The sequence below is a fragment of the Streptomyces yerevanensis genome (assembly GCF_000716805.1).
GTDB classification, from domain to species: domain Bacteria; phylum Actinomycetota; class Actinomycetes; order Streptomycetales; family Streptomycetaceae; genus Streptomyces; species Streptomyces flaveus.
In genome coordinates this window covers 77205-92037 of sequence record NZ_JNWJ01000027.1, presented here as the reverse complement: position 1 = coordinate 92037, position 14833 = coordinate 77205, and the positions used below count along the sequence as shown (strand labels likewise).

13 protein-coding genes are annotated in these 14833 nt (G+C 66.8%); 3 read left to right on the top strand and 10 right to left on the bottom strand.

All coding sequences use genetic code 11. The features are described 5' to 3' along the window. Positions 1-218: 218 nt before the first annotated feature. Together OP79_RS26920 and OP79_RS26915 are read left to right on the top strand one after the other, a co-directional pair. A complete protein-coding gene (locus tag OP79_RS26920; protein WP_157857369.1) occupies positions 219-698 on the top strand; it encodes a hypothetical protein in 480 nt (159 codons plus the stop codon). A 364-nt stretch (positions 699-1062) separates the two neighbouring features. Continuing rightward, complete coding sequence (locus OP79_RS26915) at positions 1063-2205, top strand: methyltransferase domain-containing protein (RefSeq protein ID WP_078492037.1); 1143 nt, start codon at positions 1063-1065, stop codon at positions 2203-2205. Here the strand turns inward: OP79_RS26915 and OP79_RS26910 are convergent. Both OP79_RS26910 and OP79_RS26905 read right to left on the bottom strand, forming a co-directional pair. After that, entirely contained in the window at positions 2174-2365 is a 192-nt protein-coding gene (locus tag OP79_RS26910; protein WP_033323654.1) for a hypothetical protein, read from the bottom strand. The two genes, OP79_RS26915 and OP79_RS26910, sit on opposite strands and share 32 nt — an antisense overlap. A gap of 11 nt (positions 2366-2376) precedes the next feature. Further along, the gene (locus tag OP79_RS26905; protein ID WP_033323653.1) at positions 2377-3228 is read right to left on the bottom strand and encodes a helix-turn-helix domain-containing protein; all 852 of its coding nucleotides are present in this window, start codon (positions 3226-3228) and stop codon (positions 2377-2379) included. Between the two features lie 236 nt (positions 3229-3464). On the opposite strand from OP79_RS26905, the gene OP79_RS26900 reads away from it, so the two are divergent. Continuing rightward, the gene (locus OP79_RS26900; RefSeq protein WP_033323652.1) at positions 3465-3905 is read left to right on the top strand and encodes an ATP-binding protein; all 441 of its coding nucleotides are present in this window, start codon (positions 3465-3467) and stop codon (positions 3903-3905) included. Positions 3906-4175: 270 nt separating this feature from the next. On the opposite strand, the gene OP79_RS26895 is transcribed toward OP79_RS26900, so the two are convergent. From OP79_RS26895 to OP79_RS50575, 8 genes are all read right to left on the bottom strand, one after another. Beyond that, positions 4176-5207 carry a glycosyl hydrolase family 18 protein gene (locus OP79_RS26895; protein WP_078492028.1) on the bottom strand — a complete coding sequence of 344 codons (1032 nt, stop codon included), beginning with the start codon at positions 5205-5207 and terminating at the stop codon, positions 4176-4178. Between the two features lie 312 nt (positions 5208-5519). Next, positions 5520-6515: a DUF1266 domain-containing protein gene (locus OP79_RS26890; protein ID WP_245685462.1), complete on the bottom strand. Its 996-nt coding sequence runs from the start codon at positions 6513-6515 to the stop codon at positions 5520-5522. Positions 6516-7369: 854 nt separating this feature from the next. Beyond that, positions 7370-8017 carry a DUF4291 domain-containing protein gene (locus OP79_RS26885; protein ID WP_051744950.1) on the bottom strand — a complete coding sequence of 216 codons (648 nt, stop codon included), beginning with the start codon at positions 8015-8017 and terminating at the stop codon, positions 7370-7372. A gap of 81 nt (positions 8018-8098) precedes the next feature. Next, on the bottom strand, positions 8099-8368 hold the full coding sequence (locus OP79_RS52160; RefSeq protein ID WP_245685461.1) for a hypothetical protein: 270 nt from the start codon (positions 8366-8368) through the stop codon (positions 8099-8101). After that, positions 8358-8717 carry a hypothetical protein gene (locus tag OP79_RS26880; protein WP_033323648.1) on the bottom strand — a complete coding sequence of 120 codons (360 nt, stop codon included), beginning with the start codon at positions 8715-8717 and terminating at the stop codon, positions 8358-8360. The genes OP79_RS52160 and OP79_RS26880 overlap by 11 nt, the downstream gene beginning before the upstream one ends. Next, positions 8714-13417 carry a putative T7SS-secreted protein gene (locus OP79_RS26875; protein ID WP_078492026.1) on the bottom strand — a complete coding sequence of 1568 codons (4704 nt, stop codon included), beginning with the start codon at positions 13415-13417 and terminating at the stop codon, positions 8714-8716. The genes OP79_RS26880 and OP79_RS26875 overlap by 4 nt, the downstream gene beginning before the upstream one ends. After that, entirely contained in the window at positions 13417-14046 is a 630-nt protein-coding gene (locus OP79_RS26870; RefSeq protein ID WP_033323646.1) for a hypothetical protein, read from the bottom strand. Before OP79_RS26870 ends, OP79_RS26875 begins: the two co-directional genes overlap by 1 nt. Further along, a complete protein-coding gene (locus OP79_RS50575) occupies positions 14043-14681 on the bottom strand; it encodes a hypothetical protein (RefSeq protein WP_342669555.1) in 639 nt (212 codons plus the stop codon). The genes OP79_RS26870 and OP79_RS50575 overlap by 4 nt, the downstream gene beginning before the upstream one ends. Positions 14682-14833: the final 152 nt, after the last annotated feature.

Sequence of the window (14833 nt, the reverse complement as noted above, 5' to 3'; positions counted from 1 at the left end):
GACATCGAGCAAGGTCATCACAGCAGGTCCATACAACCGCGACAAGACATCGACAAGGTTTTCACACAGGGCCTCCGTCCACGATGTGTGACGTGCGAAGCGCGCAGGCGATCGAGGGGCCCGCCCGCGAAGCGGTGTGCCGGCAAGCCGTGAGATCAGGAAAAACGACCACCACGGCGAAGCTCCGCAGCACGCAAATGACTCAGAAGGGGAAACCAATGTCTGTACGCCCGATGTCGACATCCCGGAGGAAGGCCGTCGGCGTCTCCGGACTGGCAGTGGCCGCGACGCTCATGGGGGCGGCGGTCGCGCCGGCTCCGGCCGCCGCCGACGACGGCGACCGCACCAAGACCGTCGCCTGCGAGTCGTTGCACGTGGACGACAGGAACGGAAATGTCCACGCCAAGACGCGGAACTGCACGGTGACCTGGGGAAAGAACATCATTGACGGCGCCTACTGGCAGACGGTGAAGTTCCAGTTGCTCGATTCCAGTACGGACGGAGTGTGCGGCTACGCGAATGTCATCGCGTCCGACACCGGGAACAGCAAGCGGGTCAAGGAGTGCGACGGCGTCTGGACGACGAGGACCGCGAGCTTCAGCGGCCGGAGCTCGAACATCTTCATCAGGGTCGCTTACGGCGACAATTCCGTGTACGGCAACATCAGCACGAATGTTCCGCGTCCGTCCGGATTCTGAGGGATCGTACGCCCGAGCGGTGCCGCTGCCGTCCTGACGACCTCGCCGGCCATTGCGGCTCCGTCGTCGAGTGCCGCGGGCGGGGGCTGGGCGCGGGGAGTCGGCGCGGGGGGCCGACTCCCCGCGCCGCTGTGTGGCCTGCGCCCCGCCGTGCGGCTGCGATCGTGTGCCAACCCGCAACTCCGTCCGCAGTCGCGGTTCCCTCTCGAAGTCACCAGGATCGCAGGGCAGTTAGACTTTCACCCATGACGTACTTCTTCCACCTCCGCTAGGCACCGTCGGCGAAGCGAGGATCCCCCCGTCGCCGACGAGGCGGGGCAGCGGAGCGCTGCCCCGAGTGCTGACGTGGAAGAAGAACAACACCATGCACACGCCCCTCGTGGCGCGCTGCCTCCGCGGCCTGGAGGCCGTGGTCGCCTCCGAGGTTCTCGGGTCCGGGCTCGGCGCCGTCACCGATCTACGCCACCGCGAAGTCCATTTCCGCTCGCACCGGCCCACGCCACCGCTGCGCACCGCCGACGACGTGTTCCTGCTCGCCGCCCAGCGCCCCGACATCGGAACAACGCGACAGCGCCTGCACGAACTCACCGAACTCGCCCGTCTCGCCGACACCGACCACCTCCTGTCCCTCCGTCACAGCTCCCTCCGTCACAGCGCGACAGCGTCGGCCCGGGGGATCACCGGCATCGACGTCTCAGCCTCCTTCCTCGGCAGGCGCACGCTCACCCGGTACGACGCCGAGGACGTCGTCGGCCAGGCCCTGGCGCGACGGCTCGGCGTCCCCTATCACTCCCGGCGTACGGGGACCGCGCCCCCGCCGGGCAGCTGTGGCTGGCGGCTGACCCTGGACGGCACACGGGCCACGCTCATGCTGCGGGTCGACGACCGACCGTTGCACCGCCGCGCGTACAAGCAGCGCACCATCCCGGGCACCCTGCACCCGCCGCTCGCCGCCGCCATGGCCACGCTGGCCGACATCCGCCCCGGCCACGCCGTCCTCGACCCGTGCTGCGGCGCCGGCACCCTGCTGATCGAGGCGGTACTCGCCCAACCCGACGCCCGCTTCCACGGCTTCGACCTGTCCGCGGACGCGGTCACCGCGGCCCGCGCCAACGCCGGTGAGCTGCCCGTCACCATCCGCCGGTCCGACGCCGGCCGCCTACCCCTCCCCGACGACTCCATCGACCGCGTCCTGTGCAACCCGCCCTGGGGCACCCAGGCTCACGCCCGCGGCCTGCTCGCCACCGCCCCTTCCCGCTGGTGGACGGAACTGCGCCGCGTCCTCGCCCCCGAGGGCACAGCCGTACTCCTCCTCCCCGACCGCGAGGATCTGACCACCGCCATCCGGCACCACTTCACCCCCGTACACATGCAGCGCCTCCGCCTGTCCGGGGCCCAGCCCTATCTCGTACACCTGACGCTGACGGCTGCGGGCCGAGTCCGCCCCTCCCGGCAACTACGGCCTACCGGAACCCTCAGAGGAGGTGGTCGGCCTTGCCCGCCTTGATGTCGCGGATGAGGGTGCGGAGCGCTTCGCGGGTGTCGGTGAGGTACGCGTCTTCGGCGCCGGCTATGGCGATGTAGGCGTTGTCCCGGTCGTCGATGCCGAGGCGGAAGCAGGAGTTTCCCTCACCGCAGAAGGGCTCTTCCCAGGTGATGTGATCCATCGGGCTTCTCCTCAAAGGCTGTTGGCGATGTCGCGGATGTAGTCGCGTGACGCCTTCGGCGACAGAGCGATGCGTTCCATCCAGTCCAAGTGGGCACGGTACTTCGCCAATTGTGTGTCCGCGTGCAGGAAGTCGGGCCCGTGCGAGTTGTCGATCTGCACCGTGTCGAGCTTCGGCACCGGCCCTTCCGCGTACAGCACGGTCTGCCCCGCGCCGGGGAACGCCCCCGCCTCGAACGGGATGACCAGCAGCGTGATGTTGGGCTGCTCGGACTTCTTCAGCAGATGGTCGAGCTGGGCCCGAGCCACCTCCCGCCCACCGAACCTCATCCTCAGCGCGGCCTCGTGCACGATGGCGACGAACTCGGGCGGATTGTCGCCGTCCAGTACGTGCTGGCGCTCCACGCGGTGAGCCAGGCGCAGGGCGACCTCATGCTCCGGCAGCTGTGGGATGACAACCCGGAAGATGGCGAACGCGTGGTCGGAGGTCTGGAGGAGGCCAGGGATGTGCATGGAGTATGCAGCCCGCATCCGGACGGCGTGCGCTTCCAACTCGGCGATGTCCAGCAGCCCTTGGGGGAGTGACCCGCGGTACTTGTCCCACCAGCCCCGTTGGCCGGGCTGAGCCATCTCGGCCAGTGCCTCGACGTATCCCTCGTCCCGGCAGTCGCAGTTGCAGGCGAGGGTGCGCAACCGTTCCGGGCTGATCGCGCGCACTCCGGACTCGATGTGGGAGATCTTGCCTCGGTCCACACCGAGCAGTCCCGCCGCGTACTCCGCGGAGATCCCTGCGGAGGTGCGCATCCTGCGCACCTCCGCCCCCAGCCGCCTCTGGCGCTCCGTGGGAGACGTCCTCGCTGCCATGCCGTTCCTTCCGCGAGCGGTCGTGTGCAGTCTGCCGCTTGCGCGTTCGACTGAACCACGATTGGGCGTAACTTCCACCAGGAGGGGCCAAATTAGCCCCCAACTTCAGTACATTCAGTAACGCAAATGCTACCCACGGCAGTTGGAAGCGCATCGCGGATGCATGCCCGCGACAGGCCACCGACTGCCACCACCCCCTTCACCTCACCCCATCTCACCCGGAACGGAGTTCCCGCATGCCCGAAGTCACCCCACCCCCAGCCCTCATCCCCACCGCCACCTGGGAATGCCACCTCCACCTGACCAACAACTCCCGAGCCCCACGCATCGCCCGCCGCACGATCCGCACGGCCCTCCTCGACTACAACTACTCCCTCGAACTGGCCGACACGGCAGAGCTGTTGACCTCGGAACTGGTCTCGAACTCGGTGAAACACTCCGACGGCCCGGTAGCCGTCAGACTCCGCACCCGCGCCGGAGTCGTACGTATCGGAGTCATGGACGACCACCCAGAACTCCCCGCCCCACTGCCCTGCACCCCCGACGAGGACTTCGGCCGGGGCCTGTACCTGGTGGAAGCCTTGGCGGACTGCTGGGGCCGCTACCCGCTCCCCAACCGCTCCCGAACGCCCGGCTGGAAGGTGGTGTGGTTCGAACTGGCCGCTGACCGCGAATGAGAGCGCGTGGTGAGGGCTGAGTCGAGCAGCCGGAGGCTCCGCGTCCACGCACGTGCTGTATGGCGGCTACCCACCCGGAGGTAGTTCCGCGAATGTGACAGATCGCCCCCTCACTGTCACATTTCCGGGCGCACACCCCTCCCTCCCCTGGACTGGCCTCGCCAGGACACCCTCCGTCTCATCACCTGGAAGCCCGGCGGTTGCTCGCGTATGCGGGCCGTATTGCCGCCGGGCTCGGGTCCAGGCGGGGGGCAACCCGCCAGGGAACTGTCAGGGCAGCGCGTGCACGTGCGGCCCCACCGCGTTGGACCACGCATTGCCCGCCGCTGCATCCCAGTTGGTCGACCAGGTCATCGCACCGCGCAGGTCGGGGTAGGTCCTCGGCGGCTTGAAGGAGCCGCAGTTCGTGCCCTTGGCCAGGCAGTCCAGGGCGTTGTTCACCACGGACGGGGGAACGTAGCCGCTGCCCGCACCGCTGGAGGAGGCGGGAAGGCCGAGGCCCACCTGGGACGGAGCCAGGCCGCCCTCCAACTGGATGCAGGCCAGCGCCGTAAGGAAGTCCACAGACCCCTGGCTGTACACCTTGCCGTCGCAGCCCAGCATGGAACCGCTGTTGTAGTACTGCATGTTGACGACCGTGAGGATGTCCTTGATGTTCAGGGCCGTCTGGAAGTAGCCGTTCGACGTCGACTGCATGTCGATCGTCTGCGGCGCCATCGTGATGACCAGCGACGCGCCCGCCTTCGAGGACAGGGAGCGGAGCGCCTGCGTCATGTACGTGGCGTTCAGCCCGTTCTCCAGGTCGATGTCGACGCCGTCGAAGCCGTACTCCTGCATCAGCGAGTGGACCGAGTTCGCGAAGTTCGTGGCGGATGCGGAGTCGCTGACTGAGACGGTGCCGCGTTCGCCCCCGACCGAGACGATCACCTTCTTGCCCTCGGCCTGCTTGGCCTTGATGTCGGCCTTGAACTGGTCGACGGTGTAGCCGCCGAGCCCGGCCGAGTCGAGGTTGAAGGTCACGGCGCCCGGCGTCGAGGTGGCGTCCGCGAAGGCGACCGCGATGATGTCGTACTGGGCCTGGACGTCGGAGAGCTTCTGGACTGTCGCGCCGTTGTTGAAGTTCTGCCAGTACCCGGTCACGGCGTGCTTGGGCAGGGCGGCGGCGTCTCGCTCCGCCGCCGGCGCTTGGGCGGCCAGGGCGACGAAGGTGAGAACGGACCCGGTCAGCACGGCGGCCAGGGCTCGCGCCCACCGCCGTCGTCTGGATCCGGTGGATCCGGGCATGCCTGGTACGCGGTTCATTTCGGCCTCCGGTGGGGGGAGTTGAGTGGGAACGGTGGCCACCGCTGGCCGTACAAGCTGGTCCAGACCAATAAACTTGTCAAGACCTCTCGCTCGACCCCTCTCATCCGCCCGAAGCCGCCATACGCGCCGACCTTGGCTCCGTACGCCCCAACCCCCAGCTCCGCACGCGCCAACCTCAGCCGCGTACGCGCCGTACCTCAAACCCCGTACGCCCCAGGGGCCCTGCCACTACTCCCTCCGTACCCGCTCTCTAACCACCGGCTGGAAGGTGGTGTGGTTCGAACTGGCCATCGCCCCCATGGGCTTGCCCTACTTGAACGGAATGTTGAGCCACGGACTCCCAGGCTCGGACATCAGAATCCGATGAGCCGAGACCATGTCCTCGTACCATTCCCCGAACTCCTCGTCGTCGAAATGGAGACAGCGCCCGAGGATGTAGCCGGCGGAGAAGTCCTGCCAGGAGCGGTAGGAGCGAGCTGCGGCCCGGCCTGCCTCGATGACCGCGGACTCGGCTTCCTTCAGGTCGCAGTAGCGCGCGCCAAGACCCCACCGGGCCATGCCCGAAGCCCGGCCCAGATCCCAGGCGTCGACAGAGGTGACATACCGGTTCTCGTCGAGGATGCCGTCGGCCCGGAAACGCGCCTCGTAACGGGTGATCCTGCCGATGAGATGCTGCACGCCCTTGATACGAGCCTCGGTCTCCGCCTCTGGGCGAGGATCGGCCTTGGTGACACCGTCTGGAGTGACCACGATCTCGCCGGAATCACGGTGACGCAGGACTTTGGCGGCCGCATCCCGCCAGTAGGAGGTGTCTATGTAGCCTCCGAAGTCACGGGCGATGGCACGGCGCAGGCTGAGTGCGAACTCCCATACCGGGTTGGCGCCATCGAGTGCCAGAAGAGTGCGTTGCTGGTACTGCCATTCCGCAGAATCGGTGACGCCCCACGATTGTCGAAGTGTCTTGCGCTCTCCGCGATAGCCCCGGCCGTGATAAGCCATGGCGTTCCAGGGGAAACCGTCCCGGACGAAAAGCAGAGCGCCGCAGGCCAGTCCGTGAGCCACGGGGCCTTGCAGAGGGCCGCCGACGCGGAGGGTACGCAGGCCCGGCGTGTACGAGAGAACCCCCACCCGCTCCGAATGCTGAGCCCAAGCCGCGGAGTGCGGGGGCGCCGAGGGCAGGAACGCTTCGCACGGACTACCGGGGTTGACCACGATCATCGGAGGATCGGTGGGCGCCCACTCGCGGGCGAACCAGCCGAGGTCGTTCCAGGCGAACACCCGGTGCGGCTCCGGAGCGGGAAGCATCCCCTCGGTGTACACCGCCCAGATCGGGCCTCCGGTCCGAGTATCACGACCGAACGCGGGATACGTACCGCTCGGCATGGTGTCTGCCTTGTCCCGCCGTATCTCGAAGTACACCCGATTCCGCGCGAGCGTATCGAAGTACGCCGGCCAGTCGCCCCGTCCCTTGGCCTCGAAGAGCGCCTGCTCGATCTCGGTTGGCGGGGTCCACGGAGGCGGTGTGGGAGGCCCAGAATTGGGGGGTGGAGGACCGAACGACATGCGGTTTTCTATCCTTTTTGATGGGCTGACTCAAATGAAAAAAGCGATAAACGTGAAGGGCTCGCTCAGTTCGTCACGATCACGAGAGGTGAGGAAACATTCGAGCTCTTCTGCAGATTCAAATCGAAATCCCGTGCCGTATCGAACGAGTTCCTTTATCTCCGCAGGGCCAACGTATTCATATTCGACGGGGTGGAAATCTTCTTTCAACAATCCATCCGGAAGTCCTGGATCCGAGAAGGGAATCCGCAGTTCGGAGGCTGAGAGGCTGCCACTTCAAGGAGTGCCTTGGGTGTTCCAGGGCCCCATGCGTTCCAGCCCACCTGGAAAAAATATTCGGTCAGCACCGGACCTCTGGGGCCTACTGGCGCGTTGCCGTCAATGAAGCCAGCCAACGCGCGAAGGAAGTTCCTCACCTCATCTTCTCCGGGTGACGCGTTTTCGCTGGACCAACAGCCCAGCCAGGCACCCCATTTGACGCGATTCGCATTTCTCACGCACACCCAGGCCCTATCTACGTCCGAGACCCTGTCATTTAAGACGTCGGCGACCAAACCCCGCGCTTCATCCAGCCAGACCTGCGTCACGACTCTCGACTACCCGTCCGCCCCGATCCGCCGCCGGATCTGTTCTGCAAGCGGATAGTGCCGCTCGGTGGGGAGTTTCTGGGTTGCTTCTTCAGTATTTCCGTCACGAATATCGGAGTGGATGGATCGGGCAAGGTCGGTAACGTCTGTGATGCTGGTGATCCAGTCGTGCACGTAGAGTTCTACTGCCTCTCCGGAGAGGCCGATCTGGATCGCTCGTGTGGGCAGCGGATCGAGGGAAAGCGACCGTTCGGGATCCCATTGGATCCGCACAGGACTTTCCTTGACCTCCTGCCGCCAGGAACCCTCATCCGGGTGCACCCGACGATCGAAGTGGCTCAGTGCCGAGTGAGCCAGCGCCCATTCGAAGCCTGCGCGGGAGATCTCGACGGCGAGCACATGCTCTTGGTTCGGCTTGGTCGCCCAACCTGAGCGGTACATCATCCACAGGAAAGATGGCTTGATCCAGGTCATCCGCTCTTTCTTGAACGGCGCCACGAAGGTTCCCGCGTGCACGGCTCGCTCGGCGATCTCCCTGGGATATGCCTGGTACACCGTGATGCTGGAATCCCCGAAGCCGGCCTTCACCAATCGCTTCGGCTCCTCCGCCTCGACCGGAAGCTTGTTTCTCTGTCCATTTGACTCTTCGTGCGTCATGTTCCCTGCTCGTCGGGGGATTGGTGGCTAGCTAAATTGCTCCGGGGTGGAGCGCGATCAAAAATGTCGTTGCGTAAGTGTTCATCGAGAACGCAACTCACGAGCCACTTGAATGTCACTATCGAGTGCGCTGAAGCGGGCAGGGTTTCTGCTGGCGTCGAGAACGACGACATGCAGACGATCGCCTATACGGGGCGGTGGCACCTCGGTATTCCACCAGGAAGGGTGCTTCGCCTGATCGACAAAACCGACTTCACCATTTGACTCGACTTGCGCACCCACGGGGGAAGTTGCCATCACCGTGACATCGAGTTCCTGATGATTCAAGAACGGCATTGGTTCAATCGTCATCCGTGTCGAATTCTATTCCTTGTAGCAAGCTGACTGCCTGCCGGGCTGTTTTACGCATATCGAGCCATTCCTGCGAAGCCCGAACCGCATCCTCGGTCCATTTATCTTCAGGGGTTCGAGTCATCCCCTCAAGCGACTGATCTATGAATTTAATGGCTTCGCTGAGAGCCTCCGGGAGCAAGCCTTCCTCGATCAATCTGGAAACGGGGCGATAAGAGTCATCAAATTCCAAGGCCAGTTCGTCCACCCCGACGCCCAAGCGGCGTGTGTAATCAATCTGTCGTTCCGCGTCCCATGAGAGGCGCTCCAACGCTTGTTCAAGCTGGCGGACGGCGACGTCGACCTTCATCTGATGATTCCTTCCTCGTCTCCTCCTAGATTTCCTTCCCATCCCTTTACTCGCCAGTACGCTCCCTCTCCGTGATGGCCCCCGCCAGGATGCCATCGAAGCATTCGGCCAGTAGGGTGATCGAGTTCATTGTATTCACGCAACACCCATCCTTGCCCGGCGTGACCACCTCTACCGAGAGTTTCCTCTCTCCAGCCGGGTGCATTGATCACTGCGCCTCGCACTTGATCTGGTGTAACTCCTCCGCTGAGTACATCAGGATTGTTCATAATGTCCTCAATCCCCTGTATGGACCCAACAGGTCCGGCCTCTTCGCGAAGCTGCTCACGTAGGCGCTCGCCATTGGCGGCGTTGTGAGGGCCTTCCGACCCGTTACGCCATGCTTCTTGGGGGCACTCACCTGGAGCCAGACCCAGGGGGTCAGACCACAAATGAGGGTTCTGAACGTAGGTCGCGGGATTGGGCGCAGGGGTCAAACCCAGCCGGTCAGGGGTGAGATATCGCGCGGTCTCCGGGTCGTAGTGGCGGAAGTAGTTGTAGTGCAGGCCCGTTTCCGGGTCGAAGTACTGGCCCGGGAAGCGGAGGGGAGTGTAGGCAGTGCTGTCCCTCGCCCAGGCCGTCGTGCCCCACAGGGTGCTGCGCGTCCGCCACGCGATCTCGCCCCGCTCGTCCACCAGCTCGCTCGGTGTGCCGACCAGGTCCGTGACGATCGCGAAGAAGCGGGAGTCGATTTCCTCCTGGGAGGCCTCCGCCGACGCTATGCGTTCCGTTTGCGCGATGGGGCGTAGGCCCTGGTGGTCCCAGGTGAGGGTGACTGGGTTTGGCAGCTCCGCCGAGGTTGTTGTCTGTTCGCAGAGTGTTGTGCCGTCCCAGGTGAAGTCGATGCGTTCCGCGATCGATTCGCCGTCGGGTGCCAGGCGGAGTTTTGCTGTGCGGCGGCCCAGGGGGTCGTACGTGTAGCGCCAGTGGGTGCCGTCCGGGGTGATCACCGACGTGAGGCGGTCCTCGGCGTCCCATTCGTAGCGCCAGGTGTCCGGCTTGCGGGACAGGCGGGTTTTCTGGCGGAGGGTGATGCGGCCCAGTGCGTCGTGTTCGTAGCGGACGTTGCCGGCGCGGGTGATGCGGGTGCCCTCGTACGTACGCGGGCCCGTCGCCTCCTGGCCCGGGTGGCCTGGCGGCCAGGCCGCGGAGGTCTGGTTGCCCGCCTCGTCGTACGCGTACGTCTCCGTCCAGCCCGCCGCGTGGACCGCCGTCACCCGGCCCGCCGCGTCCAGGTCGAAGCGACGCGAGCCGGCCAACCGGTCGTCTACGCCGATGAGGTTGCCGTCCGGGCGATACGTGTACGCCCGGTGCTGCACCGGCCGGCCGGACGCCCCCGTCACCGATTGCTCCGTCAGGCGGCCCAGCGGATCGAAGGTGTGCTCCAGGGTGACCGTCTCGCCGATCCGGCGGGACAGTTCGCGGCCCGCCGTGTCGTACGTGAAGTCGATGCTCCGGCCTGCGGCCACCATCCCGGTGCGGCGCCCGGTCGCGTCGTACGACCACGTCGTCGTCGCGCCGGTCGGCGTCGTACGGCCGGTTCTGCGCCCCAACTCGTCGTACGTGTACGTCAGTTTGCGGCCGTCGACCGTCTCCGAGCGCACGCGCCCGAAGCGGTCCCGCAGCAGCGTCAGCGTGGTGTCCGGGCCCGTTGCCTGGGCGAGCTGGTCCGTCATGTCGTACGCGTACGTCGTGACGGAACCAGCCGCGTCCTTGCGTAGCACCTGGCCAAGCTCGTTGCGCTCGAAGGCCACCGTCTGGCCCAGGGTGTTCGTGCGGGATGTGAGACGGCCCGCCGCGTCATGCGAGTACGTGAGCGTGCGGTCGTCGAAGTCCGTCTCCGTGACCAGGCGGCCCGCCGGGTCGTACGCGTAGTCCCACGTCAGGCCCTGCGGGTTGGTCACCCGCGTCAGCCGCAGCGCCGTGTCGTGGGCGAATTCGTAGCGGACGCCGTCCGGGCCTGTGCGCGCCGACAGCAGGTCGAAGTGCGTGTACTCGTAGTGCGAGACCCCGCCCATCGCGTCCGTGTGGCTGGTGCAGTTGCCCTCGCCGTCGTACGTCCACGACTCGGACGTCCCATCGGCAGCCGTACGGCGGGTCAGCTGGCCCTCGACCGTCCACTCCAGGCGGGTTGTCGCGCCCAGAGCGTCGGTGATCGCGACCGGCCTGCCGAACGCGTCCCGCTCGTATCGCGTGACCGCGCCCAGCGGATCCGTGATCTCGACCGGCAGCCCGGCCCTGTCGCAGCGCACCGCCGTCGTCTGCCCGAGCGGGTCGGTCACGGCGGTGAGGTGACCGGCCTCGTCGTACGCGAAGTGCGTGGTCTGGCCGGAAGGAGCCGTCACCGACGTGCGGTTGCCGCGGTCGTCGTACGTCTGGCGTACGACCGTGCCGTCCGGGTTCACCACCCGTACCGGCAGCCCGAGTTCGTTGTACTCGGCCCGCGCCTCGCGGCCGTCCGGGCGTACCACCGCCGTCAGGTTGCCGGCCTCGTCGTAGCGGAACGACGTCGTGTGGCCCAGCGGGTCCGTCTGGGAGAGGAGGCGGTTGTAGCGGTCCCGTTCGTGGCGGGTGACCGCGCCCAGGGGGTCGATGTCGGCGACGACCTGCCAGGCGTCGTTGACCAGGAAGCGGCGGGTGTGGCCCTCGCCGGTCGTCGTGGTCGTCACGCGCAGGCCGGTTTCCGGGTCCGTCCCGTCGTAGTCGACGCGCAGGTTCATGTGGCCGTGCGTGCCGCCCTCGGCGATGCAACGGTCCTGGTCGTCGTACTCGTACCGGTACGAGCGGTCGTTGGTGTCCGTCCACGACGTGACGCGACCCGCCTCGTCGTACGTGAAACGGAGCGGCAGGCCGGAGGAGTTCACGACTTCGGTCAGATCGCCCGTTTCCGAATAGCCGTAGCGCATCAACGACTGGTTCCCGGCGGCCAGATGCAGCGCCGTGACCCGGCCCGCATCCGTGGAGATGCGCACGTGGTAGCCGCCGCTCGACACGATCGCGAGCGGAGTGCCCTCGGCGTCGTACTCGAAGGTGATCCAGTTGCCGTTGCGGTCGTCGATCTGCTCCAGGACGGCCAGGTCGTCGCCGCGGTCGGTGAAGTGCCAGACGCGGCGCGTCTGCGGGTCGGTGACGGTGTAGCCGCCGTCCTCGCGGGCCAGCGGCCAGCGCGGGCCGTGGCTGGGCAGAGTCGGCAGGCCGGGCGCCGGGTGCGGGTAGGGGAGGAGGAGGCCGTCCTCCGTGACGAAGACGACGCCCTCGGAGTCGATCTCCAGGCGTTGGTCGACGGTGGACGACCACGACGGACCGAACCAGCGGCCCAGCCGGTAGCCGGACTCCACCCGCCGTTTGAACACCAGAGGCAGGGCGCCCGGCAGGGTTACGTCCGTCTGCGGCAGGTACATCTTGCCGGTGGCGAGGTCGATCGGGTCCGTGTCCGTGTTGACCCGGGAGTCTTCGGTCTGGGAGCTCTGCGCAGGATCGTCCCCGACAGCGTCCCGCGCCGTGTTCCTCGCCCCCGACCTCGCCGCCCCTTCCGGCGCTCCCTTGGCCGCACCCCGCGCCACCCCGCGCAACGCCCCCGCCCCCTTGGTGCCGAAGAGTTCGGGAACGATACGGCCGCCGCCCTCGGACGGGTCCTTCTTGAAGCCCTCCCACGCGGCCTTCAGCGCCCGCTCCGGCTGGGCGACGGTCGAGGTGAGCCCGGAGAGCGTCATGCTGACGTTCTCGATGTACGCGGCGGGGTGTGTCAGGTTGTACGGGTCCATGGGGTTCATGCCGCGGGCGAAGGTGAGGATGCCCGCGGTGCCCTTGACCAGGCCGCCTGTGAAATGGGTGAGCTCCGTGTTGACCGCCTTGGCCAGGTCGCCCGCGTTGGCCGTGAGCCGGTCCAGGGCCGGGGGTTCGGCCGGGGCGTGCTTGAGGGCGGCCCTGACCGACTCGGCTGTCGTGCGGCCGGCGTCGTTGCGCTGGCGGCGGGCCTCCCTGAGGATCTCGTGGGCCCGCTCCATGTCCTGCTTGCCCGGGTCCTGGAAGGGCTCGGGCTGCGGGCCCGGATCCTGGTTCGCCGCCACCTTGGCGTTGTAGGCGTCGACCTTCGTGTTGTACGCGTCCACTGCGTCGTCGGAGGCCTTCTTGCCCTTCTTGTAGAGGTCGATGGCTTCCTGCGCCTGCCCCTGGGCCCACGTCACCGTGTCCGCGTACGAGTCCAGTGCCTTGGCGGCGGCGTCGCAGGCGTCCGCCGCGTGCAGCCACTTCGTGGGGTGCATCGCGAACTTCTCGCGGAAGGTGTCGGCCGCCTTGCCCTTCCACTGCGAGGAGTCCAGCTTGCGCATGCCCCCGCCGACCTTGTCGAAGGCCTTGCGGAAGTCCTTCAGGTGCTTGGCGCTCTCGCGGATGCGCCCCGGGTTGCCGTGTACGAGTTCGTTCGCGTCCTCGGTCTCGCCGAGTTGCCGCTCGCCGGGGGTGGCGCCCAGGGCCGAGGCCGCCTCGTCACCCCAGTCCTCGACCTTGTCCGCGACACCCTCGGCGCCGGCGTAGTCCAGGACGTCGCCTGCGAAATCGGTGCCCTTGTCGACGCCCTCACCGACGAGTTCCTTGCCCGCTTCCCAGCCGTCCTCCACCTTGCCGAGACCGCTGTTGAGCGCGTCGCGCCAGTCGACCATCAGCCGGCGTCCCCGTTCTTCTGCCCCTCGGTTTGGGCCTCGCCGGCTGCCGCGCTCTCCTCGGGCAACGGGACGAACTGCCGGTCCGCCGTCCCCAGCACCTCGGACGTCATCACGTCGTCGGAGGCCTGCTGCCAGCCCTGCTTGATGTTGTCCCTGGCCTGCTGGAAGGACTCCGCGCTGTAGTCCGGGTCGGCGAGCATGTGGTTCTGCGCCAGGTCGCCCCAGCCCATCTGTTTGACCTCGTCCTCGGTCAGGTTGGGGTTGCCCATCATCGCGTTCGTCGCGATCTTCAAGGTGCCCTCGACGTACTGGTCGGTCTCGTGGAAGGTCCCCGCCGACAGGCCCACGGCCTGCGCGAAGTTGTTGCCCTCGTCGATCAGTGAGCGCACTCCCCACTCCCAGCGCTCGCAGAACGAGTCGAGCGCCGAGGTCACTCCGCCGTGCCCCAACTCCAGCCCCGACAGCGCCAGATCGGAGAAACCCCGGCCGGCGCCCGCCGTGCCGATCATCCCCAGTTCCCGCAACTCGTCGAGCGCCAGCGTGATGCCCTCGGTGATGAGGCCCAGCCCCTGGACTTGCAGATCCCTGCCGTCGCCGCCACCGCCGCCACCGCCGTCGTCGCTCACCGCGCGAACTCCCCGTTCCGATCAGCCTTGTCGGTTACGTCTACGTACGCGGCGTCGCCGTCCACCGCCGCCCCGTCTGGCACGATCCCCCGCACCGGTGGAAACAGCGCCCCCTCGCCCTCACTCCCGACATCCAGCGCCACCCCGCACGGCACTGGCATCGCGGGAATCGCCGCATCCAGCAACCGAGCGCCCAGGACACGCTCGTACGCCCACTCCCGTGCCCCTTCACCCCTCACGATGGCGAATCGAGCGAGCGCCGCTTCGTCCGAGAAGGCGTAGATCCACCGGATACCGCCGAACTCCGCGGTCAGCGGGGAGTCGTCCTCCCCGAGCGGCAACAGCACGGCCGTACGCCGGAACTCGCCGAGCAGGGCGGCGACTTCGCGTCGGCGGAGGCTTACCTGGTCCGAGTGGTGAGCGACGCCCGTACCAGGTGATGAGCCCTGCTCCACCGAGGGGGAGGGCGGGGGAGGCGGTGGGCTCGACGGCTCCTGCACCGGATGAGTCGGATGCGCCGGATGAGTCAGAGCGTCGCCCGCGCTCGTGCTCCCGTCGGCGTCCTCTATGTAGTCCCAGATCCAGGACCTACGTATATGCCCCGCCGCCGCGCTGTCTCCCCCGTGATCAGACATGAGTGCGATCATGGCATTGCCTCATTACCGAACGCAACGCCGTCAACGATCAAGTGGCGAACTCAACCTGCCCGCTAAATCCCTGAGTTGGGGCATATGCGCCTCACGCTGTGTCGATCACGACTGCACCTTCGGTGAGTTGATCTCGGAGA

Bases quoted from the DNA above. Each gene is read 5' to 3' on its own strand.
- OP79_RS26920 (WP_157857369.1), top strand. From the start codon at position 219: ATGTCTGTACGCCCGATGTCGACATCCCGGAGGAAGGCCGTCGGCGTC.
- OP79_RS26905 (WP_033323653.1), bottom strand. From the start codon at position 3,228: ATGGCAGCGAGGACGTCTCCCACGGAGCGCCAGAGGCGGCTGGGGGCG.
- OP79_RS26915 (WP_078492037.1), top strand. From the start codon at position 1,063: ATGCACACGCCCCTCGTGGCGCGCTGCCTCCGCGGCCTGGAGGCCGTG.
- OP79_RS52160 (WP_245685461.1), bottom strand. From the start codon at position 8,368: ATGACGATTGAACCAATGCCGTTCTTGAATCATCAGGAACTCGATGTC.
- OP79_RS26890 (WP_245685462.1), bottom strand. From the start codon at position 6,515: ATGCTTCCCGCTCCGGAGCCGCACCGGGTGTTCGCCTGGAACGACCTC.
- OP79_RS26875 (WP_078492026.1), bottom strand. From the start codon at position 13,417: ATGGTCGACTGGCGCGACGCGCTCAACAGCGGTCTCGGCAAGGTGGAG.
- OP79_RS26885 (WP_051744950.1), bottom strand. From the start codon at position 8,017: ATGACGCACGAAGAGTCAAATGGACAGAGAAACAAGCTTCCGGTCGAG.
- OP79_RS26910 (WP_033323654.1), bottom strand. From the start codon at position 2,365: ATGGATCACATCACCTGGGAAGAGCCCTTCTGCGGTGAGGGAAACTCC.
- OP79_RS50575 (WP_342669555.1), bottom strand. From the start codon at position 14,681: ATGTCTGATCACGGGGGAGACAGCGCGGCGGCGGGGCATATACGTAGG.
- OP79_RS26900 (WP_033323652.1), top strand. From the start codon at position 3,465: ATGCCCGAAGTCACCCCACCCCCAGCCCTCATCCCCACCGCCACCTGG.
- OP79_RS26880 (WP_033323648.1), bottom strand. From the start codon at position 8,717: ATGAAGGTCGACGTCGCCGTCCGCCAGCTTGAACAAGCGTTGGAGCGC.
- OP79_RS26895 (WP_078492028.1), bottom strand. From the start codon at position 5,207: ATGAACCGCGTACCAGGCATGCCCGGATCCACCGGATCCAGACGACGG.